18 protein-coding genes are annotated in these 22,166 nt (G+C 58.6%); 10 read left to right on the plus strand and 8 right to left on the minus strand.

Annotated elements, in window-relative coordinates; translation table 11 throughout:
- Positions 1 to 45: 45 nt before the first annotated feature.
- From GSF27_RS02515 to trxB, 3 genes are read right to left on the minus strand one after another with little or no spacing between them, the layout of a single operon-like run.
- Positions 46 to 753 (minus strand): arginyltransferase, encoded by a 708-nt coding sequence (locus GSF27_RS02515; protein WP_160965383.1) that lies wholly within the window; start codon positions 751 to 753, stop codon positions 46 to 48.
- Between the two features lie 2 nt (positions 754 to 755).
- Positions 756 to 1,478, minus strand: a complete 723-nt coding sequence (aat, locus tag GSF27_RS02520) for a leucyl/phenylalanyl-tRNA--protein transferase (RefSeq protein ID WP_202410240.1) — start codon at positions 1,476 to 1,478, stop codon at positions 756 to 758.
- A gap of 43 nt (positions 1,479 to 1,521) precedes the next feature.
- Positions 1,522 to 2,469, minus strand: coding sequence for a thioredoxin-disulfide reductase (trxB, locus tag GSF27_RS02525; RefSeq protein WP_160965385.1), 948 nt, complete (start codon positions 2,467 to 2,469; stop codon positions 1,522 to 1,524).
- Positions 2,470 to 2,770: 301 nt separating this feature from the next.
- Here trxB and GSF27_RS02530 point away from each other — a divergent pair, with 301 nt between their 5' ends.
- The 8 genes from GSF27_RS02530 to GSF27_RS02565 all read left to right on the plus strand — a co-directional run bounded on the left by GSF27_RS02530 (position 2,771) and on the right by GSF27_RS02565 (position 12,149).
- Positions 2,771 to 5,083 (plus strand): DNA translocase FtsK, encoded by a 2,313-nt coding sequence (locus GSF27_RS02530; RefSeq protein ID WP_160965395.1) that lies wholly within the window; start codon positions 2,771 to 2,773, stop codon positions 5,081 to 5,083.
- A gap of 52 nt (positions 5,084 to 5,135) precedes the next feature.
- Entirely contained in the window at positions 5,136 to 5,756 is a 621-nt protein-coding gene (gene lolA, locus GSF27_RS02535) for an outer membrane lipoprotein chaperone LolA (RefSeq protein WP_160965397.1), read from the plus strand.
- Positions 5,749 to 7,104 carry a replication-associated recombination protein A gene (locus tag GSF27_RS02540; RefSeq protein WP_160965399.1) on the plus strand — a complete coding sequence of 452 codons (1,356 nt, stop codon included), beginning with the start codon at positions 5,749 to 5,751 and terminating at the stop codon, positions 7,102 to 7,104. The genes lolA and GSF27_RS02540 overlap by 8 nt, the downstream gene beginning before the upstream one ends.
- A gap of 54 nt (positions 7,105 to 7,158) precedes the next feature.
- On the plus strand, positions 7,159 to 7,533 hold the full coding sequence (crcB, locus tag GSF27_RS02545) for a fluoride efflux transporter CrcB (RefSeq protein ID WP_160965401.1): 375 nt from the start codon (positions 7,159 to 7,161) through the stop codon (positions 7,531 to 7,533).
- Between the two features lie 14 nt (positions 7,534 to 7,547).
- On the plus strand, positions 7,548 to 8,825 hold the full coding sequence (gene serS / locus GSF27_RS02550; protein ID WP_160965403.1) for a serine--tRNA ligase: 1,278 nt from the start codon (positions 7,548 to 7,550) through the stop codon (positions 8,823 to 8,825).
- Positions 8,826 to 8,947: 122 nt separating this feature from the next.
- Positions 8,948 to 10,354: a siroheme synthase CysG gene (gene cysG, locus GSF27_RS02555; protein WP_160965405.1), complete on the plus strand. Its 1,407-nt coding sequence runs from the start codon at positions 8,948 to 8,950 to the stop codon at positions 10,352 to 10,354.
- A gap of 35 nt (positions 10,355 to 10,389) precedes the next feature.
- On the plus strand, positions 10,390 to 11,757 hold the full coding sequence (gene gorA, locus GSF27_RS02560; RefSeq protein WP_160965407.1) for a glutathione-disulfide reductase: 1,368 nt from the start codon (positions 10,390 to 10,392) through the stop codon (positions 11,755 to 11,757).
- A 125-nt stretch (positions 11,758 to 11,882) separates the two neighbouring features.
- Positions 11,883 to 12,149: a hypothetical protein gene (locus GSF27_RS02565; protein ID WP_160965409.1), complete on the plus strand. Its 267-nt coding sequence runs from the start codon at positions 11,883 to 11,885 to the stop codon at positions 12,147 to 12,149.
- A gap of 137 nt (positions 12,150 to 12,286) precedes the next feature.
- Here the strand turns inward: GSF27_RS02565 and GSF27_RS02570 are convergent, their stop codons facing one another.
- From GSF27_RS02570 to GSF27_RS02580, 3 genes are all read right to left on the minus strand, one after another.
- Positions 12,287 to 13,453 carry a cation:proton antiporter gene (locus GSF27_RS02570; protein WP_160965411.1) on the minus strand — a complete coding sequence of 389 codons (1,167 nt, stop codon included), beginning with the start codon at positions 13,451 to 13,453 and terminating at the stop codon, positions 12,287 to 12,289.
- Between the two features lie 136 nt (positions 13,454 to 13,589).
- Positions 13,590 to 14,090 carry a DUF934 domain-containing protein gene (locus GSF27_RS02575; RefSeq protein WP_160965413.1) on the minus strand — a complete coding sequence of 167 codons (501 nt, stop codon included), beginning with the start codon at positions 14,088 to 14,090 and terminating at the stop codon, positions 13,590 to 13,592.
- Complete coding sequence (locus tag GSF27_RS02580) at positions 14,074 to 15,735, minus strand: nitrite/sulfite reductase (protein ID WP_160965415.1); 1,662 nt, start codon at positions 15,733 to 15,735, stop codon at positions 14,074 to 14,076. The genes GSF27_RS02575 and GSF27_RS02580 overlap by 17 nt, the downstream gene beginning before the upstream one ends.
- 735 nt (positions 15,736 to 16,470) lie before the next feature.
- Here GSF27_RS02580 and GSF27_RS02585 point away from each other — a divergent pair.
- Complete coding sequence (locus GSF27_RS02585; RefSeq protein ID WP_160965417.1) at positions 16,471 to 16,926, plus strand: MarR family winged helix-turn-helix transcriptional regulator; 456 nt, start codon at positions 16,471 to 16,473, stop codon at positions 16,924 to 16,926.
- A 93-nt stretch (positions 16,927 to 17,019) separates the two neighbouring features.
- Here the strand turns inward: GSF27_RS02585 and GSF27_RS02590 are convergent, their stop codons facing one another.
- On the minus strand, positions 17,020 to 17,322 hold the full coding sequence (locus GSF27_RS02590) for a hypothetical protein (RefSeq protein ID WP_160965419.1): 303 nt from the start codon (positions 17,320 to 17,322) through the stop codon (positions 17,020 to 17,022).
- A gap of 141 nt (positions 17,323 to 17,463) precedes the next feature.
- The gene (gene metH / locus GSF27_RS02595; protein ID WP_160965421.1) at positions 17,464 to 21,168 is read right to left on the minus strand and encodes a methionine synthase; all 3,705 of its coding nucleotides are present in this window, start codon (positions 21,166 to 21,168) and stop codon (positions 17,464 to 17,466) included.
- Between the two features lie 337 nt (positions 21,169 to 21,505).
- Between metH and nfuA the strand changes: the two genes are divergently transcribed.
- Positions 21,506 to 22,090, plus strand: a complete 585-nt coding sequence (gene nfuA, locus GSF27_RS02600; RefSeq protein ID WP_160965423.1) for a Fe-S biogenesis protein NfuA — start codon at positions 21,506 to 21,508, stop codon at positions 22,088 to 22,090.
- Positions 22,091 to 22,166: the final 76 nt, after the last annotated feature.

Here is a 22,166-nt window from a genome sequence, read left to right on the forward strand (position 1 = left end):
AGGGCGTGATTGTGCCTGAAAAGCGCCCCTGAGCCAAGCTGCAACTTAATTCATGCGCAGCCAGCGGTGATCAATCAGCAGCTCCAGGGGACGATATTCCGATTTGTAGCGCATTTTCTGGCACTGTTTGATCCAGTAGCCCAGGTAGACGTGGCTGAGGTGTTCTTCAGCGGTCATGGCTATCTGCCAGAGGATGGCAAACATCCCCAGACTGCGTTTCTCTTCATCGGGGTCATAGAAGGTGTAAACGGCCGAGTAGCCGTCGTTCATGCGATCGGCGACGGCGACGGCAATCAGCCGCTGCTGGTGGCGGAATTCCAGGTATGCGGTAACCCCCCATTCGCTGGTGAGGAAGCCGCTGTACTGCTCTTCACTGGGGGGAAACATATCGCCATCGCTGTGCCGGGCTGCAATATAGCGGGCATAGAGCTGGTAGTGCTCAGGCGAGTCGATGCTGCGGACAATACTAACGGTCAGGTCCTGATTGCGGTTCCAGCACTTGCGCTGACGGCGGTTTTGCCGGAATACCTGTACCGGGATGCGCGCCGGGATGCAGGCGCTGCAGGTGTGGCAGTGGGGGCTGTAGATATGTTTGCCGCTGCGACGAAAGCCACGCTCCGACAGTGCACTGTAGAGCTCCGGGGTAATGGTCTGGTTGGGATCGACGAAAATACTCGTCGCTTCCTCCCCGGGCAGGTAACTGCAGGCGTGGGGCTGCGTGGCGTACAGCTTGATGTTGGTGAGGTCAGTCATGTTCAGTCCCGAATACTTGCCTCAAACGGTGTTTGACTGATCAGGGTGGCCGGCCAGGGTAATGGCTCGGCAGCTGGTGATGGCAGCCTGCGCTCGAATTCCGTCCTAGGGATTTCGACAGCGCCAAGGCTGGCCAGATGTTGAGTGTATACCTGGCAGTCGATCATGTGAAAGCCTGTACGCCCCAGGGCTGAGATCAGGTGCACAAAGGCCACCTTGGAGGCGTTGCTCGCACGGCTGAACATGGACTCGCCATAGAAAACCGACCCGATGGCCACCCCGTAAAGGCCGCCTGCCAGCTCGCCGTCCAGCCACACTTCCACCGAATGGGCGTGGCCTGCGGCGTGCAGCCGGCTGTAAGCCGCTATCATCTCCTCGCTTATCCAGGTGCCATCCTGGCCGGGGCGGGGTTCCGCGCAGAGACCCATGACTGTCTCGAAAGCCGTATCGCAGGTAACGCGAAAGGTTTTTTGCCGCAATACCTTGGCCAGGCTACGGCTGATGTGCAGCTGCTCGGGAAACAGCACCAGGCGAGGGGAGGGGGTCCACCAGAGAATGGGTTGCCCTTCGCTGTACCAGGGGAAGATTCCCCTGCGGTAGGCGGCCAGCAGCTGCCGGACGGACAGGTCGCCGCCGGCGGCTATGAGACCATTGGGCTCATCCAGAGCCCTGCTGCTGGGGGGGAAGTTCTCCGCACCCGGATCCATCCAGGGCAGCATGGTCATCGCTGATGTCGCCTCTCAGGGGACTGCAAGGGCAGTGTGTTGATCAGAGGTCGTCCAGGTATTTTTCTGCATCCAGTGCTGCCATACAGCCGGCGCCGGCGGAAGTGATGGCCTGGCGATAGACATGATCTGCTACGTCACCGGCGGCGAATACACCGGGCACACTGGTGCTGGTGGCTTCACCATTGAGACCGCTCTTGATGGTGATGTAGCCGTCTTTCATGTCCAGCTGGCCGGCAAAAATGTCGGTGTTGGGCTTGTGGCCAATGGCGATAAAGACGCCGGCAACGTCAATCTCGCTGGTGCTGTCATCCTGGGTGCTGCGCAGGCGCAGGCCGGTCACACCGCTGTCATCACCGAGTACCTCGTCGAGAGTGTGGTTCCAGACGATGTTGACGTTGCCACTCTCGGCTCTGGCCAGAATCTTGTCCTGCAGGATCTTCTCCGAGCGCAGCTGGTCACGGCGGTGTACCAGGGTGACTTCGGAAGCGATGTTGGCGAGGTAGAGCGCCTCCTCCACGGCGGTGTTGCCGCCGCCAATCACAGCGACCTTTTTGTTGCGGTAGAAGAAGCCGTCACAGGTAGCACAGGCGCTGACGCCCTTGCCCATGAAGGCCTCTTCAGAGGGCAGGCCCAGGTACTGGGCGGAGGCGCCGGTAGCAATAATCAGCGCGTCACAGGTGTAGGTGTTGGAGCCCTTAAGCACAAATGGACGCTGGTTCAGATCGGTTTCGTGAATGTGGTCGAAAATGATCTGGGTGTCGAAGCGCTCGGCGTGACTCTGCATCTGCATCATCAGATCCGGGCCCTGCAGGTCGGCGACACCGCCTGGCCAGTTTTCAACTTCGGTGGTGGTGGTAAGCTGACCACCTTGCTGCATGCCGGTGATCACAACCGGGGTAAGGTTCGCCCGTGCGGCATAGATAGCGGCGGTGTAACCGGCAGGGCCGGAACCCAGGATAATCAGCTTGTGGTGCTGGGGCTCGCTCATGTGCAAAATCCTATCTGGCAGTCTGAAAAAATCGATGCCTAATGATAGGGCAAAAGCCGGAGCCGGCTCCAGCGTTGCTGTGCAATCAGCGTCATTGGCGCTTGCTATCGCAGGTGATCCACGCAGTTTGCGGTTGTTTCACAGACATTAACGGCAAAAATGGTAGAATGCCTGCCATTATAACGACGCGCACAACCGCAGGCCGGGTTACCCCCCGCCGGACCTCCTGCGGCCACTACGCAAGACCAGCAGATCAGGTGAAGATTTGAAGTCCAAACAGTCAACCGCAGAAGCTTCGTCCATGGCACCCAGAAGTCACATGTCGCTGAAGATACTCACGGAAGGGGCGCTGATAGGGTTAGTGGCGCTGTGTGCATTCCTGGTTATGGCCCTGGCCTCCTATGTGCCTTCGGATCCGGGCTGGTCCAGCACCGGCAGCGGGACTTCTGTGCGCAACGCCGGCGGAGTGTTTGGCGCCTGGTTGGCTGACGTATTCTTCTCTCTGTTTGGCTACATGGCCTATCTCTTTCCGCTGTTGATTGCCTATCGCGCGTGGCAGTTGTTCCGCCAGCGGGACTCCAGCAAGGAGTTCGACGGTGTGGTTTTCGGGCTGCGGGTGGTTGGCTTTGTGCTGGTGATGCTCTCAGCCACCGCCATGACCAGCCTCTATTTTGGTATGGAGTCCGGTGACCTGCCGTTCTCCAACGGTGGTGTTCTGGGCTCCAGCGTGGCCACAGGTGTGGAGTCTGCCTTCAGCTATGTGGGCGGTACGCTGCTGCTGGCAGCGGTGTTTCTGTTTGGCATGACGGTTTTTACCGATCTCTCCTGGTTGGCCCTGATGGATGGCATTGGTGCGCTGACCTTAAACCTGATCGACAAGGCAGTGACCTCCTGGCGTAATTACCAGCAGCAGCGCCACGAGAAAAGCGTTGCGGAAAAGGCGCAGCAAGCGCGCCGCGTGGTGATCGAAAAAGAGACCGCGAAGCAGAAGGAGCGCACGCCGCCCACTATCACCGAGCCGGTGAAAAAGGCCAAGCCCAGTCCCCGACTGGAAAAAGAGAAGCAGGCGACGCTGTTCGACGATGCCCCGGTGGTGGGAGATCTGCCGCCACTGACCTTGCTCGACCCGGTGGATAAATCCAACAGCAAGGGCTACTCCAAGGAGTCGCTGGAGGCAATGTCACGCCTGCTGGAGTTAAAGCTGAAAGACTTTAACGTCGATGCCGAGGTGGTGTCCGTGCTGCCCGGGCCGGTGGTAACCCGTTTCGAGTTGCAGCCTGCCGCTGGCGTAAAAGCCAGTCGCATCACCAACCTGGCCAAGGATCTCGCCCGCTCGCTCGCAGTGATTAGTGTGCGTGTGGTGGAGGTGATCCCGGGCAAATCCGTGGTGGGTATCGAGATTCCCAATGAGCACCGCGAAATGGTGCGCTTGCGTGAGGTGCTGGCTTCGGATGTGTATGACAATTCCAAGTCCCCGTTGACCATGGCGCTCGGGCACGATATTGAAGGTGAGCCGGTGGTGGCTGACCTCGCCAAGATGCCACACCTGCTGGTAGCGGGTACCACCGGCTCCGGTAAGTCCGTGGGTGTGAACGTGATGCTGCTGAGCTTGCTGTACAAATCCTCACCCAAGGATGTACGCCTGATTCTGGTGGACCCGAAGATGCTGGAATTGTCCGTATACGAAGGCATTCCACACCTGCTGACACCGGTGATTACGGATATGAACGATGCTGCCAACGGCCTGCGCTGGAGCGTGGGCGAGATGGAGCGTCGCTATAAGCTGATGGCGGCGATGGGCGTGCGTAACCTGGCTGGTTATAACCGCAAGGTGGAAGAGGCCAACCGTCGCGGCGAGCCCATCCCGGATCCGTTCTGGAACCCGGAAGAGCATTATCAGGCAGGTGAAGAGGTGGCTACGCCGCCGAACCTGGATACCTTGCCTGCCATTGTCGTGGTGATCGATGAATTCGCCGATATGATGATGATCGTCGGCAAGAAAGTAGAGCAGCTGATTGCCCGTATTGCACAGAAAGCCCGTGCCGCCGGTATTCACCTGATCCTCGCCACCCAGCGTCCTTCGGTGGATGTGATCACCGGTCTGATCAAGGCTAACGTACCTACCCGTATCGCGTTCCAGGTCTCCTCCAAGATCGACTCCCGTACCATTCTCGACCAGGGCGGGGCGGAGCAATTGCTGGGGCACGGTGACATGCTTTACCTGCCGCCGGGCACCAGTTTGCCGCAGCGGGTACACGGCGCTTTTGTGGACGATCACGAAGTGCACAAGGTGGTCAGCGACTGGAAGAAGCGCGGTGAACCGGATTATCTGGACGGTGTCGTAGATGACAGCGCCAACAGCATCCCGGTGCCCGGACTGGCCACCGAAGGTGGCGAAGAGGGCAGCGATGAGTCGGATCCGTTGTACGATGAAGCAGTGGCTTTTGTGACCGAGAGTCGCAAGGCTTCTATCTCTTCCGTACAGCGTAAGTTGCGGGTTGGATACAACCGCGCCGCCCGACTGATCGAAACCATGGAAGCGTCTGGTGTGGTTTCCGAGATGGGGGCCAATGGTAATCGTGAGGTGCTGGCGCCAGCGCCACCGAAGCATTGACGATTGCCTGGCGCCACCGTTCCAGGGTTTTCAGGTTACAAAAGGATCTTTTATGTTGCTGAAACACAGCCGGGTTATTGGTGTTGTACTGCTTCTGAATCTGCTTTTCGGCGCAGGGCTGGCGCGGGCCGACAGTGCCGAGTCGCTGGTAAACGAGCTCTCCAGTGTGGCGAGCTTAAGCGGCAGTTTCACCCAGCAGCAGTACGGTAACGACGGCAGTCTGCTGCAGGAGTCGTCAGGTACCTTTGTGATGCAGCGGCCACAGATGCTGCGCTGGGAGACCACTGAGCCTTTCCCGCAACTGCTGGTGACCGATGGTGCCACTGTCTGGTTGTACGATCCCGATCTTGAGCAGGTGACGATCTCGAGGTTGGATCAGCAGATTTCCAGCAGCCCGGCAGTGATCTTGTCCGGCGATCTGGCCACCATTCGCCGTCATTACACCGTGTCCGGCAGTAAGGGCAGTTACCTGTTGCGGCCTATTGACGACCAGGCGTTTACCGAGTTGCGCCTCACTTTCCGCAAGCAGATGCTGGCGTCCATGGAGTTGCTGGATTCCCTGGGCCAGACCACTCGCTTTGTCTTCAGTGGCGTGCAGGCCTCGGAGTCGCAGCCGCAAGAATATTTCACCTTCGAGCCGCCACCGGGAAGTGACATTCTGATCAATGAGTGACCTGTTCAGTAAAGAGGTTTACCAGCCACTGGCGGCGCGCCTGCGCCCCCGGCGTCCCCAGGATTACATCGGTCAGGAGCACCTGTTTGCCGAAGGCAAGCCGCTGCGCGAAGCGATTGAGCGTCAGCAGCTGCACTCCATGGTGCTGTGGGGGCCGCCCGGTGTGGGCAAGACCTCCATGGCCCGTATGCTCGCCGAACTCAGTGATGCCCACTTCGAGACGCTTTCTGCGGTATTGGCCGGGGTAAAGGATATCCGCGCCGCGGTGGCTGTTGCCCAGCAACTGCAGCAGCAGAGTGGGCAGCAGACCATCCTGTTTGTGGATGAGGTGCATCGCTTTAACAAGGCGCAGCAGGACGCATTCCTCCCTTACGTGGAGGACGGTACCGTGATCTTTATCGGTGCCACTACCGAGAATCCTTCCTTTTCGCTCAATAATGCGCTGCTCTCGCGGGCCCGGGTGTATGTGTTGCGACCGCTGGAGCACAGGCACCTGCTGGCGATGGCTCACCGGGCCCTGCAGGATACGGAGCATGGCCTGGGCAGCGAGAAGTTGCAGGTGGATGACGAACTGCTGGAGACCCTGGCCCACGCCGCCGATGGCGATGGTCGCAAACTGCTCAACCTGCTGGAGATTGCTGCCGATCTGGCCGAGCCCACCAGTGATGGCAAGCTGGTCACCGAGTCCATCGTGCGGGAGATCCTCTCCAATGAGGTGCGTCGTTTCGACCGTGGTGGGGATGTGTTTTACGAGCAGATATCAGCGCTGCACAAGTCGGTCAGGGGCTCGAGCGCCGATGGCGCGCTCTACTGGTTTGCCCGTATGCTGGATGGCGGTTGTGACCCTCTCTATATCGCCCGTCGCGTGGTGCGTATGGCCAGTGAGGATATTGGCAACGCCGACCCCCGGGCGCTGCAGATCTGCCTGAACGCCTGGGAGGTGCAGGAACGGCTCGGGAGTCCCGAAGGCGAGCTGGCGATTGCCCAGGCGCTGGTCTATCTGGCGGCGGCTCCCAAGAGTAACGCGGTGTACAAGGCTTTTAACACTGCTATGGCAGAGGTAAAATCCCAGCCCAGCCACGAGGTGCCGTTGCATCTGCGCAACGCGCCAACCTCACTGATGAAATCCATGTCCTATGGGCGGGAGTACCGTTACGCCCACGATGAGCCGGGTGCCTATGCGGCCGGGGAGAACTATTTCCCTGAAGCGCTGGGCCAGCGCGACTACTATCATCCGGTAGAGCGTGGCCTGGAGCAGAAAATCGGTGAAAAATTGCGCTATCTGCGCCAGCTGGATGAGCAGAGTGCCTGGCAGCGTTATGGCGACAGCGACGTCAGCGAGAGTTGATCTGTCCTCAGATATTGAAGCGGAGACAAGAGTGAACCTGCAGGAGAGCAACAGATGATCTGGCTGTCAGTGGCTATTGGTGGTGCCCTGGGCGCCATGGGCCGTTACTCGGTCACCGCGCACCTGTTTCCGGTCATGGCAAACCGTTTCCCGATGGGAACGCTGTGCGTTAACCTGCTGGGCTCGCTGCTGATCGGCGTCTGCTACGTGCTGATCATTGAGAAAGGTGTGTTGGCTCCGGAGTGGCGCAATGTGTTGATGGCAGGCTTTCTCGGCGCCTTCACTACGTTTTCCACTTTCGCGCTGGACGCCGTTACCCTGTGGCAGAACGGCCATAGTGCTATCGCTCTCACTTATGTCGTGGCTAATGTGGCGGGCTGCCTGATGGCGGCGGCCGCCGGCCTCTACTTAACAACGAAATTAATTTGATTGGTTGCTGACTTATGTTGGATTTTAAAACTGTCCGTGAAAATCCCCAGGCTGTAAAAGCCGCACTGGCAAAAAAAGGGTTTGATCTGGATATTGAACTGTTGATCGGGCTTGATGAAGAGCGCAAGGCCATTCAGGTAAAGACCGAAAACCTGCAACAGGAGCGCAACACCCGCTCAAAATCCATCGGCAAGGCAAAAGCAGCGGGCGAGGATATTGCGCCGCTGTTGCAGGAGGTCGATAACCTCAAGCAGCAACTGGCAGAGGCGGAACAGCAGCTGGGTGATATCCAGCAGCGTCTGGACGATCAGTTAAGCGTTATCCCGAACGTGCCGGTGGACGAGGTTCCCGAAGGTGCCAGCGAAGATGACAATGTTGAGGTTCGTCGCTGGGGTACCCCCAAAACCTTCGATTTTGAAGTCAAGGACCATGTTGACCTGGGCGCGCAACTGCAGGGGCTCGACTTTGATACCGCTGCCAAACTGACCGGTTCCCGCTTCGCGGTGATGCAGGGTGCCATTGCCCGTATGCACCGGGCATTGATCCAGTTCATGCTCAATACCCATGGCAACGAGCATGGCTACAACGAAATCTACGTCCCTTACGTGGTTAACCGTGAATCCCTCTATGGTACCGGTCAGCTGCCCAAGTTTGAGGAGGACCTGTTCCGCCTCGACGACGAGCGCAACTTCTATCTTATCCCGACGGCGGAAGTGCCGGTCACTAATATCCTGCGCAATGAAATTGTCCGCGATGCGGATACCTTGCCTCTGAAGTACGTCTGTCATACACCGTGCTTCCGTTCCGAGGCGGGCAGTTACGGCCGTGATACCCGTGGCATGATTCGCCAGCACCAATTTGAAAAGGTAGAACTGGTGCAGTTTGTACGGCCGGAGGAATCCGAAGCAGCGCTGGAGCAGCTGACCGGTCACGCCGAAGCGATCCTGCAGGCGCTGGGGCTGCCGTACCGCACTGTCATTCTCTGTGGCGGTGATCTCGGTTTCTCTGCTGCCAAAACCTACGATATCGAGGTGTGGCTGCCGTCCCAGGAGAAGTACCGCGAAATCTCTTCCTGCAGTAACTTCCGCGACTTCCAGGCGCGTCGCATGAAAGCCCGTTTCAAAAATCCCGAAACCGGCAAGCCTGAACTGCTGCACACCCTGAACGGGTCGGGCCTGGCGGTAGGGCGTACCCTGATTGCGGTGCTGGAAAACTACCAGCAGGCGGATGGAACCATTGTGGTACCGGAAGTCCTGCGTCCTTATATGGGCGGCCAGGAAGTCATTGGTTAAGCCATCGCAACACGCTGTCTGATTATTCAGAGCCCGTCCTCCGGGGCGGGCAGTCCCCAGGCTCTGTTGTATACTGAACGCCAGAGCCTCTTCTCCTATCCCTAATTGAGCACGGATCCGTCATGGAGTATTTTCCGCTGTTTGTGCGCCTGTGTGGTCGCCACTGTCTGATCTTTGGCGGTGGCCGCATCGCGTTGCGCAAGGCGCGCGGATTACTGCGGGCGGGAGCCTCGGTAGAGGTGGTCGCAGAGCAATTTGATCCCGGCTTTCGGGAACTTGGTGGCCAGACCCTGCAATTGAGCCAGGGGACGTTTGATGCAAGCACACTGTTCACCGGCAGTGCGTTTCTGGTGGTAGCTGCTACCAGTGATCGTGAGCTCAACGCCGTGATTGCGGAGCGCTGTGAACAGCTGGGCATTCTCTGTAACCAGGCCAGCAATGCCGCAGACGGTGATGTCAGCTTGCCGGCAATTATCGAGCGCGACCCACTGGTGGTGGCCCTGCACACAGGCGGAGCTTCACCAGCGCTGACCCGCTATCTCAAGAGGCAGCTGGAAGCCTTCCTGCCGCAACGCCTGGGTGCACTGGCGAGCTGGTCCGAGCGCTGGCGGCAACGTATTGCCAATGCGGTACCGGAAGACAGGACACGGCAGGGTTTCTGGGATCGGCTGTTGTCTGGCGTCGCCGGGCAGCTGGTGCTGCAGAACGACCCGGACAAGGCGGACGAGGTATTACAGCGGGCACTGGACCTGGCGCCGGAAAGCCGCTCGGTGGGAGAGGTATATCTGGTGGGGGCCGGCCCCGGTGACCCGGAGTTGCTGACCCTCCGGGCCCTGAGGCTGATCCAGCAGGCCGAAGTAGTGCTCTACGATCGGCTGGTGTCACCAGCCGTTATGGAGTTGTTGACGCCTCAGTGTCAGCGCATCTATGTTGGCAAACAGCAATCCAATCACGCCTTGCCGCAGCCGGAGATCAACCAGCGGTTGGTGGATCTGGCGCTGGCGGGACACAACGTGTTGCGCCTGAAGGGCGGCGACCCCTTTATCTTTGGCCGCGGAGGCGAAGAGCTGGAGCTGCTGGCGGATGCCGGCGTACCGTTTCAGGTGGTGCCGGGGATTACGGCCGCCTCAGGCTGTTCCAGCTACGCCGGCATTCCCCTGACCCACCGGGATCACTCGCAATCGGTACGCTTTGTTACCGGTCACCTGCAGAATGATCAGATCAATCTGCCCTGGCCCGAATTGGCTGCGACCAACCAGACGCTGGTATTTTATATGGGGCTGACGGGGCTCGAAGCCATCTGTGAAGCGCTGATGCGCCATGGCCGTGCCGGCACAACACCAGCGGCCGTAGTTGAGAAGGGCACTTTGCCCGAGCAGCGGGTGGTCACCGGCACCCTGCAGACGCTGCCGCAGAAGGTGGCGGCGGCGGCATTACGTGCGCCCACGCTGATCATCATCGGTGAAGTGGTCTCGTTGCGCAGCAAGTTACAGCCGGACCTGCAGGCAGGTACCGGCCTTGAACCGTAAAATCGACACGCATTCGGAAACGACAGGGGGTAGGTGTGGCTGACTACGATTACGATTTGTTTGTTATCGGTGCCGGTTCGGGTGGTGTACGCGCCAGCCGTATGGCGTCGCAGTTCGGTGCCCGGGTGGCAGTGGCTGAAGATACGTTTATGGGCGGCACGTGTGTCAATGTTGGTTGCGTACCGAAAAAACTGTTTGTGTACGGTTCCCATGTCTCTGAAGAGCTGGAAGCCGCCGCCGGTTATGGTTGGCAGGTGAATGCTGCCGCGTTTGACTGGCCGACGCTGCGGGACAACAAAACCAAAGAGATCCAGCGCCTCAATGGTATCTACCGTAACCTCCTCAACAATGCCGGCGTAGAAGTTATTGAGGGGCGCGCCACCATTACCGGGCCCCACAGCTTGCAGGTCAATGGCAAGAGCTACAGCGCTGAGCGTATCCTCATTGCCACCGGTGGTTGGCCACGCATGCCGGAGATTCCCGGCGCCGAGCATATGATCAGTTCCAACGAAGCCTTCTACCTGGAGACGTTTCCCAAACAGGTACTGGTACTGGGAGGCGGCTATATCGCCGTTGAGTTTGCCGGTATTTTCCACGGCCTGGGGGCGGAGACAGAACTGATTTACCGCGGCCCCATGTTCCTGCGTGGTTTCGATCAGGATGTCCGCGAATTTACTGCCAAAGAGCTGGCCCAGAAGGGCGTTCGGCTCAGTTTTGATCTCAATATCACCGCCGTGGAGAAGCTGGCCAACGGTCGCCTGCGGGTATCCATGACTGATGGCAGTGAGCGGGAAGTGGATTGCGTGATGGCGGCTATTGGTCGAGCCCCGAAGATTGCCGGCCTGGGGTTGGAAAATACCGGTGTCACTCTGGATGAGGCCGGATTTATTGCGGTCAATGATGATTACCAGACTGCAGAGCCCGGTATCTACGCCGTAGGTGACGTGATTGGCGGGCTGGAGCTGACACCAGTGGCGTTGGCGGAAGGGATGGCACTGGCGAAAAACCTGTTCAACAACGAGCAGGTAAAGGTTGATTACAGCAACATTGCCACGGCGGTTTTCTGTCAGCCCAATATCGGCACGGTGGGGCTGACAGAAGAGCAGGCGTTGCAACGGGGGCATTCACTGCGCATCTATACCTCTGACTTCAAACACATGAAGCACACCCTCAGTGGCCTGCAGGAGCGCACCTTCATGAAGCTGGTGGTGGACGACGCAACGGATAAAGTGCTCGGCTGCCACATGGTTGGGCAGGATGCCGGTGAAATTGTGCAGGGGCTGGCGGTTGCGCTCAAACTTGGCGCAACCAAGAGTGATTTTGATGCAACGATTGGTATTCACCCAACCGCTGCCGAAGAGTTTGTCACCATGCGGGAAGTAAAACGCCGCGTAAGCCCCTGATAACTTTGGGTGTCGGATCTGGTTCGGCGCCATTGGTTAAAAATCGTCCGCGCCACCCTTGCTGAGCGTCTATACTGACAGACGTGCACCTTCAAACTTCGACGGCAGCAGCAGGGGTGGTAGCTATGATAAAGGAGTTCGTGGCGTTTTATTGGGGGCTGTATCAGCAGTTTACCTGGGAGCCGGTGTACCTGCTGGCAACCGATCCTGACAAGTACCACTTCCACAGGCGGCGTTTCACCAAGAAGTACCGTCAGAAGCAGAGGGTTGTTCGCAGCCTCTGGTTTTCAATGATGCTTACCGTGCTGGCATTTCCGAGCCTGCACTTTGCCACCATCGTGACACTGTTCACCACCTTCCTCTCGTTTTGCATTCTCGACGAAACACCCTGATCCGCTCTGCTTAATGTCATTCCCGCACAGGCGGGAATCCAGCGATCATGCAATTCGGTAGCCCCCCGGCTGTGCGGGGGCGACTGCAAAACGGGGCATGCATGGCAGCCTGAAACAGCGATGCTTGTCGTCGGGAATCAATCCCGCCGCAGGCGATCGCTGACAGCAATCGGGTTCGGGTAGTTGAAGATGACGATGTAGCTGGAGATCAGGAAGGTAATGATAGCGGTTGCCTGAATCAGCACCGAAGCGCGCTCCCCGATCAGTGCCGCATTGGCAGCTACAAACGCGATCAGCAGCGAAAACTCACTGATTTGCCCCAGTCGAAAGCCGATATCCCATGCCAGTCCGTTGTTCTCACTTTGGCGGTGCAGCAGGAAGCGGAAGGTCACCGGTTTGACCAGCAGGATCAATGCGGCCAGTACCAGGCTGGCCAACCACACATCACCCAGCAGGCCGAGATTGAATCTGGCGCCCAGTGAAAAGAAGAACAGGATCAGGAAGAAATCCCGCAAGGGTTTGAGGCTGATGGCGATGTACTGGGAGATGGGGCTGGTGGCCAGGGTGATACCGGCGATAAAGGCTCCGATCTCGGCCGACAGGCCGAGGAAATGGGCCAGTTCCGCACAGCCAAGGCACCAGCCGATTGCAACCAGGAAAATATACTCGTGAAAGCGATCAAAGCGGTGGATCAGTTTCAGCAGTACGAAGCGGACGAAACAGTAGGCGAACAATATCAGCAAGGGCAGGGCCAGCAGGGTTGCGCCAAGTTGTGTCAGGTCCACCTGGCCCACGTCGCCACTGTAGAGAATCATCAGGCAGAGGATGGCGAGAAAGTCCTGCAGCAGCAGCAAGCCCACCATCAGCTCGCCGGTATGCTTGTGGTGCAGAACCGTTGTGGGCAGCAGCTTGATGCCGATGATGGTGCTGGAGAACATCATGGCCATGCCGATGACCAGGCTCTCCATATGGGTAAAGCCGAACAGGTAGCCGGTCACATAACCCACTACCGCGAACACCGCGGAACTGATCAGGCCGGTACTGGTGGTTTGGCTGAGGGTAGAGAGCAGGGACCTGGGTTGCATGTCCAGGCCCAGCAGGAACAGCAGGAAAATAATGCCGATGTGGGCGATATCGGTGACGAGGGCAATATCGTCCACCAGTTGCAGTCCGTAAGGGCCCAGCGCCGCGCCCAGTGCGATGTAGGCCACCAGCAGTGGCTGGCGGGTGTAGAGCGCCAGCGATGCGATAACGGCGGCACCACTGAAGATCAGGAAGAAGGACTGGAACAGGGAATCGTGCATAAGGCTCTGCTGCAACGTAAGGGCGGGGATCTATAGTGGATTTGTACCGCAATTGCCCGCAATTTGCGAGATGCCGCGTCGGCAGGCAGACACAAAAAAGCCCGCGTTAGCGGGCTTTTTTGTGTGCAGCGCCGGATCAGGCGCGGCGGCGGAACAGCGGCAGAGGTTGGTCCACTGCGGCCTGGTAGGTCTCGCTGAAGTCGCTGAAGGAGTTCAGGGCGGCCTCCAGGTCAGCGCCTTCGGGCAGGTCGAAGCTGTTAAAACCACAGCGCTGCAGGAAGAACAGCTGGTCGCGGATGATGGAGCCTACCGCACGCAGTTCACCGGTAAAACCGTAGCGTTCGCGCAACAGGCGGGCGGTGCTGAAGCCACGGCCATCCATAAAGCCGGGGAAGTTAACGGCTACCAGTGGCAGCTGTTGGGCTTCCTCGCCCAGCTGGTCGGCAAACTGATCGCTGTTCAGCCATACACCCAGGGTGGCGATGCGACCGGCCAGCTCCTGCTTGCGGGCCAGCCATACGTTCAGGGGGACAATAACGGCGTCAGCAGGTACTTCCACCGTTTCCGGTGCGTCGGTGGCTTCCATCAGCAGCCAGCTGTTGTCAGCGATGGCCTTGTCCTTAATCAGCTTTGGCATACACCTTCTCCTTAAACGGATCGACGCCGACACGGCGGTAGGTATCAATGAAACGCTCGCCTTCAACACGCTTGTCGACGTAGATATCAACCAGCTTCTGGATCACGGACGGAATCTCTTCGGCGCCGAAAGCCGGGCCCAGTACGCTGCCGAGGCTGACGTCAGTGCCGGCGTTGCCACCGAGCTGGATCTGGTAGAACTCTTCGCCTTTCTTGTCCACACCGAGAATGCCGATGTGGCCCACATGGTGGTGACCACAGGCGTTCATGCAGCCGGAGATGTTGAGGTCCAGGTCGCCCAGGTCGTAGAGGTAATCCAGGTCATCAAACTGGCGCTGGATGGACTCGGCAATGGGAATCGACTTGGCGTTGGCCAGGGAGCAGAAATCGCCACCGGGGCAGCAGATCATGTCGTTGAGGGTACCGATATTCGGCGTGGCAAAGCCCTGTGCCCTGGCGGCTTGCCAGACATCGAACAGTTTTGATTTTTCCACTTCACCCAGCACGATGTTCTGCTCATGGGTGGTACGCACCTCGCCGAAGCTGTATTGGTCCGCCAGGTCAGCAATGGCTTCCAGCTGTCCGTCGGTGAGGTCGCCGGGGGCAACGCCGGTGGGCTTCAGGGACAGGGTAACCGTGGCATAGCCGGGCTGGCGGTGTTCGCCCACATTGCGGGTCAGCCATTTGCCAAACGCCGGGGCCTCTGCAGCCTGTTGTTGCAGCAGGGCATCGGCGGCGTTATCCAGGCTCTGGTAGGGCAGGGTGGGGAAGAAGCGCTGCGCACGGCCGATCTCTTCGCCGGTGAGGGTGATGGGACCATCCTGCAGGTGGGCAAACTCTGCCTCAACCTTGGCGCCGAAGGCTTCTGCACCCAGTGCTTTCACCAGAATCTTGATGCGGGCCTTGTACTTGTTGTCGCGACGACCCAGCTGGTTGTAAACACGCAGGATCGCTTCCAGGTACGACAGCAGGTGGGCTTCCGGCAGGAAGTCACGGATCAGTGAGCCAATAACCGGGGTGCGACCGAGGCCGCCACCAACGAAGACACGGAAACCGGTGTCGCCAGCGTCGCTGCGAACCACCTGCAGGCCAATGTCATGTACCTGCACGGCCGCACGGTCGTTGTCCGAACCGGTGACGGCAATCTTGAATTTGCGCGGCAGGAAGGCGAACTCCGGATGGAACGTGGACCACTGACGGATGATCTCGCAGTAAGGACGCGGATCCACCACCTCGTCGGAGGCGATGCCGGCAAACTGGTCCGAGGTCACGTTACGGATACAGCTGCCACTGGACTGGATGCCATGCATTTCGACTTCTGCCAGCTCTGCCAGGATCTCCGGCACTTCCTCCAGCTCCGGCCAGTTGAACTGCACGTTCTGGCGGGTGGTAATGTGGCAGTAGCCTTTATCGTAGGTGCGGGCGATGTGGGCTAGCTTGCGCAGCTGGGTACTGCTCAGCATGCCGTAGGGCACGTTGATACGCAGCATGGGCGCCAGGCGCTGGATATAGAGACCGTTCTGGAGTCGCAGCGGCAGGAACTCTTCGTCTTTCAGCTCGCCGGCCAGGTAACGCTCGGTCTGGCCGCGGAACTGGGCTACCCGGTCACGTATGATTCTGTGATCATACTCGTCATATTGGTACATATGAGAGATACACCTACTGTTATCAGGGTTAAATGAGGCCTTTTGTGCCTGAGATCTCTATAGATTTCAGGGACTTGGCCCTCCTGCAAAGGCGCGAAGAATACACCAATTGGTTCGCGGGCGCGAGAAGCCCGGTTGCAACGGTTAGTAACAGATTTTGTTACCATTTATTTGCAAGTCGTTGATTGCCAATAACATTTAAGACAATTTGCGAATAACGGCGTTTCCGCAGTTGCTATATTGTTTTTTCCTATGTCTATAATCGGATCGGCTATGCAGTATTGGCTTCACCCATTCATGTCTAGCGGAGAATAAGAATAATGGACAATCAGATCGAACTGCAGGAAACCGGAGATAGCGCGGCCGATGCCCTGGCCGCCGTTGTGCTGATAGGCGTTTTTGTTGCCACCTGTATTTTCTGGATCAGCAGCCAGTAATCCGGCGTTAACAAACTCAAGGGAAAGTCAGTCGGTAGTGGTCCCAGTACTGCTGCCGTTTCTCTTTTGTTTCCCCCTCATTCAGTCCAACTGGCAGCTTTTGCTGACCTGCCGGGTGCGGCTTGCCGGTCTCAGCGGTAGTTCGCTAACCCTTATTAGTCGGTTCACCCGGATTTAACCTTCATTGATCGGGTCTCTCCAGAACTCCCTGTTTTTACAGGGGCTGCATGGCTCAGTGTTGACTGGGCAATAATTGCTCATGATATAGTGGCTCCATCTTTTCAGGGAGGGCGCCGGATTGAGCTTTCAATTACACAACAGTTTTACCTTCTGGATTTGTCGTTTGGCCAGTGCCATGCAGGAGCAGTTCAATCATGACCTGGAGGCGCTCGACATTACCTGGCCACAGTGGATGGTGATGAATGTTTTGCATCACTCCAGCTCCAATACGCCCGCCCAGATTGCGGAACAGATCGGGGTGGACCGCTCAGCGGTCACTCGTTTGTTGGACAGGCTGGAGAAAAAGGGGCTGGTAAAACGGGAGCACGATCAGTTGGACCGGCGTTCGGTAAAGGTGATGATTACCGATCCGGGCAAGCTGATGCTGGATCATATGGACGATGCGGCGGAGAAGCATCAACAGACCTTTCTGTCCCAGCTGCATCCCACCGAACACCGGGTGTTGAAGTCCAATATCCAGAAGCTGCTGCGAGCAGCGGAGATCGATTCGCAGCAGCTGTGGCGCCATCTCTGACGGCCCCGAATCCCTCTTGCAGTGTTTTGGCGCTGCGGTGGGAAAAGGGCTGCAGAGAATGGCTGGTTCGGGCAGGGCGGCGCGGCGCGACGGTCAGTTGCTCTGTGCCACCATTTCACCGGACTCCACCCGAATGCCGTGGGCAGTCAGAATCTCGCGGGCGGCCTTGTAATCCCACAAGCCAATGCGCAGGCGATAAAAGCAGTCCATACGTGCCTGCCCGTCAAGATCCGAGCAGCTGTTACGCAAAGTGCGGTAATCGTTGACGATGGTCAGTGCCAGCTCGACCTCGGGGTCGACCGTATTTTGTTTGTCGCTATTGGTGTCTGCCGCGAAAGCGGTGACAGTGGCCAGTGCGGTGAGCAGGCCAAGCAGGGCGGGGGTTTTACGGAGCATCGCGGGTACCTCATATCGGATGACCGGGGTACTTTACCGGCGCTTTGTGACAGAGAGGTGTCGCTTGCTTCGTTATCGGGTAATTCAGGCGATGATTGGTTTTTGGGGGGTGCCCCGGGCCGCCTGGGCCCGGGGCCAGTCTCAGTTGTCGTAGCCCAGAACCGGCTGCAGCCAACGCTCCAGCTCCGGCATAGTCATTCCCTTGCGCTCCGCCAGCGACTCTACCTGGTCCTTCTGGATTTTACCGGTGGCAAAGTACTGCGCCTGCGGGTGGGAGAAATACCAGCCGGAGACGGCAGCCGCGGGCAGCATGGCGTAGTGCTCGGTGAGGGACACGCCAGTGGCTGCGGTGGCATCCAGTACCTGGAAGAGGGTGCCTTTCTCGGTGTGATCCGGGCAGGCGGGGTAGCCAGGGGCAGGACGGATGCCCTGGTACTTCTCCCGAATCAGGGCGTCGTTGTCCAGTTGCTCGTCAGTGGCATAGCCCCAGAACTCCTTGCGCACCCGCAGGTGCATATGCTCGGCGAAGGCTTCGGCGAGACGATCCGCCAGGGCTTTCACCATGATGGAGCTGTAGTCGTCGTGCTGTGCCTCGAACGACTTGGCCAGTTCTTCGGCGCCGATACCGGCGGTCACGACAAAGCCGCCCACATAGTCCGCCTTGCCACTATCCCTTGGTGCCACAAAGTCCGCCAGTGACATATTGGGTTTGGTGTTGCCTGGCTTCTGTACCTGTTGGCGGATATGGTGCTGCAATGCTACCGGGGTTGTGCGGCTCTCATCGTCATAGAGGGCGATATCGTCGTGGTTCACCTGGTTGGCAGGCCAGAAACCCACCACGGCGCTGGCCTTGAGCAGCTTCTCGTCAATAATGCGCTTGAGCATGGCCTGGGCATCGGCAAACAGGTTGCGGGCCGCTTCGCCCACCACTTCGTCTTCCAGGATCTTCGGGTACTTGCCCACCAGGTCCCAGGAAATAAAGAACGGTGTCCAGTCGATGGTATCCACCAGCGCTTCCAGCGGGTAGTCATCAAACACTTTTGTGCCGGTGAAGCTGGGGGCCGGGGGGGTGTAGTTATCCCAGTCCAGTTTCAGGCCGTGCTCGATGGCTTCGGCGTAGGTGCGTTCAGTGCCGCGGGCCTTGCGGCCGGCGTTGCGCTCCCGTACCACTTCGTACTCTTCCTTCAGCTTCTCTACGAAGGCCGGACGTTGCTCGTCAGACAGAAACGCAGCGGCCACGCCCACGGCGCGGGAGGCGTCTGCCACATAGGCAACCTGGTTGATAGAGAGCTGTGGGTCGATCTTCACCGCGGTGTGGGCCTTGGAGGTGGTGGCACCGCCGATCAGAAGCGGTTTGTTGATGCCCTGACGCTCCATCTCCTTCGCTACCGTGACCATCTCGTCCAGCGACGGTGTGATCAGGCCGGAGAGGCCGATAATGTCGCAATCCTGCTCGACAGCGGTCTTGAGGATGGTTTCGCAGGGCACCATGACGCCCAGGTCGATAACCTCGAAGTTGTTGCACTGCAGTACCACGCCGACAATGTTCTTGCCGATATCGTGTACGTCACCTTTTACGGTGGCCATCAGGATCTTGCCGTTGGCCTTGGCGCCTTCCTCTTTCTCGGCTTCAATGTAGGGCTGCAGGTAGGCCACCGCCTGCTTCATGACACGAGCGGATTTCACCACCTGGGGCAGGAACATCTTGCCGGCGCCAAACAGGTCGCCGACCACATTCATGCCGTCCATCAGCGGACCTTCGATCACGTCCAGTGGGCGCTTTGCGGCCTGGCGCGCGGCTTCGGTGTCTTCTTCGATGTAGGCGGAGATGCCCTTCACCAGGGCGTGCTGCAGGCGCTGTTTCACTTCCCAGCTACGCCACTCCAGGTCCTCTTTCTTCTCGCCGGTGGAGCCGTCGCCGCGGTATTTGTCGGCGATGGCCAGCAGGGCTTCGGTGCCTTCCGGTGTGCGGTTGAGGATCACATCCTCCACCCTGTCGCGAAGCTCGGCCGGCAGGTCGTCGTAAACCGCCAGCTGACCGGCGTTGACGATACCCATGTTGAGGCCCGCCTGGATGGCGTGATAGAGGAATACAGAGTGGATCGCCTCGCGCACCGGGTTGTTGCCGCGGAAGGAGAAGGAGACATTGGAGACCCCGCCGGAAATGCCGGCGTGGGGCAGGTTGGCCTTGATCCAGCGCGCCGCCTCAATAAAGTCCACCGCGTAGTTGTTGTGCTCGTCGATACCGGTGGCGACCGCAAAGATATTTGGGTCAAAAATGATGTCGGCGGGGTTAAAGCCCACCTTGTCCACCAGTACCCGGTAGGAGCGCTCACAGATTTCGGTCTTGCGCTGCAGGGTGTCTGCCTGGCCGGTCTCGTCAAAGGCCATGATCACCACAGCCGCGCCGTAGCGCTGGCACAGTTTGGCCTTGGCGATAAACTCCTCTTCACCTTCTTTAAGGCTGATGGAGTTCACCACCGGCTTGCCCTGGATGCACTTGAGTCCGGCTTCAATTACCTCCCATTTGGAGGAGTCCACCATGATCGGCACCTTGGCGATATCCGGCTCGGAGGCGATCAGGTTGAGGAAACGCACCATGGCCGCTTCCGCGTCCAGCATGCCTTCATCCATGTTGATGTCGATAATCTGGGCGCCGTTCTCTACCTGCTCCAGGGCCACTTCCAGAGCGGTGTCATAGTCACCCTCGACGATCAGACGCTTGAAACGGGCAGAGCCGGTGACGTTACAGCGTTCGCCGACGTTCACAAACAGGCTTTCAGAGGTGATATTGAAAGGCTCCAGCCCGGAGAGTCGGCAGGCCGGCTCAATCTCCGGCAATGGGCGGGGCGCGTGCTTGCTGACGGCTTCGGCGACGGCGCGAATGTGATCCGGGGTGGTGCCGCAGCAGCCGCCGATAATGTTAACGAAGCCGCTGGCCGCAAACTCCTCCACAATCACCGCCATCTCTGCCGGCGTCTGGTCGTATTCGCCAAACTCGTTGGGCAGGCCAGCGTTGGGGTGTGCGGAGACGTGGCACTCGGCCACCCGGGACAGCTCCTTCACATACTGGCGCAGCTCCTGGGCACCCAACGCACAGTTGAGGCCGATGGAGAGAGGGCGGGCGTGGGCCAGGGAGTTGTAGAAGGCCTCGGTGGTCTGGCCGGAGAGGGTACGGCCGGATGCATCGGTAATGGTGCCCGAAATCATGATGGGCAGCTCAATACCTTCGCGATCAAAGTAAGCCTGCACCGCAAACACCGCCGCCTTGGCGTTGAGGGTGTCGAAGATGGTTTCAATCAGGATCAGGTCGGCACCGCCTTTTACCAGGCCGTCGACGGATTCCAGGTAGTTCTCCACCAGCTGGTCGAAGGTGACGTTGCGGGCACCGGGATCGTTAACGTCCGGGGAGATGGAGCAGGTGCGGGAGGTCGGGCCCAATACCCCGGCCACAAAGCGCGGGCGATCCGGGGTCTCGGCGGTTATGGCGTCGGCGGCTTCGCGGGCGACGCGGGCCGCAGCCACGTTGATCTCGTAGGCCAGGGACTCCATCTCGTAGTCCGCCATGGAGATACGGGTGGCGTTAAAGCTGTTGGTCTCGACAATGTCGGCGCCGGCTTCCAGGTATTCGGTGTGAATGTCCCGGATAATGTGCGGTTGCGTAATGGAGAGCAGGTCGTTATTGCCGGCGATATCCATGTGATAGTCGGCAAAACGCTCACCGCGATAATCCGCTTCCTGCAGCTTGTGGCTCTGGATCAGGGTGCCCATGCCGCCATCCAGGATCAGAATGCGGTTTTTCAGGGCCTCTAGCAGAGCTTCTCTTCTCTCAGCGGAAGTGGACATTTGTGTAGCCTATTTTGTCGAAGTGAGTGTGGTTAAACGTATTGTAGTCGGGGGTAATCCCCGGAAAGGGGCGCGATTGTAACCTGATCGGCAGCCAGCCCCAACGATCTTTGGTAATCTATATCAAAATATTTTGATGTAGATGGGCATTCTAGCAGTTAATGGCCTCCCAAACCAAAGGTTGAGGCACTGAACTTGCGCGTAAAGGCTGATAGCACAGGTTAAAAGATTGACTTAAGTGGTTGATTTTATAATCCACAAAAACTTGCGGGTTTTTTATTAACCGCTGAAACCGTAGAATGGCGCCCATCTTTCGACTTGCATGGTTGTCACTTAAATGGTCAATGTAACGATTACCGACTCGGCCCAGGAATATCTGGCGGAACTGCTGGCCAAGCAAAACTGCGACGGAATCGCGATCCGTATGTTTGTGGCCAATCCTGGTACGCCACAGGCTGAGACCTGCATTGCCTACTGCCGTCCCGGCGAAGAGCAGGAGGAGGATGTGCGGGTCGACCTGGACAAAATCAGTGCTTTCTTTGAGGGCCGCAGCCTGCCGTTCCTGGAGGAGGCCAAGGTGGACTACTCCGCAGACCGCATGGGTGGCCAGCTCACCATTCGCGCCCCCAACTCCAAGATGCCCAAGGTGACCGACGACAGTCCGGTAGAGGATCGTATCAACTACGTGCTCTATAACGACATCAACCCCGGTCTCGCCTCCCATGGCGGTAACGTCACTCTGGTAGAGTACACCGAGGATCACTACGCAGTACTGCAGTTTGGCGGTGGCTGTCAGGGCTGCAGTGCCGTGGATATCACCCTCAAAGAGGGGGTAGAGAAAACCCTCAAGGAGAAGATTCCGGGGTTGCGCGGTGTCCGCGACATGACCGATCACACCGATACCTCGCAAGCTTTCTACTGATAGCATGGGCCGCAACTAAGCGGCCCTTTTTGTTTCTCCCCTCTGCAAATCCGGCCGCCAGCACCCGGGCGTCGCT

Origin of the sequence: Pseudomaricurvus sp. HS19 (genome assembly GCF_009857815.1) — a bacterium.
In the GTDB taxonomy this organism is placed as follows: Bacteria; Pseudomonadota; Gammaproteobacteria; order Pseudomonadales; family Cellvibrionaceae; genus Pseudomaricurvus.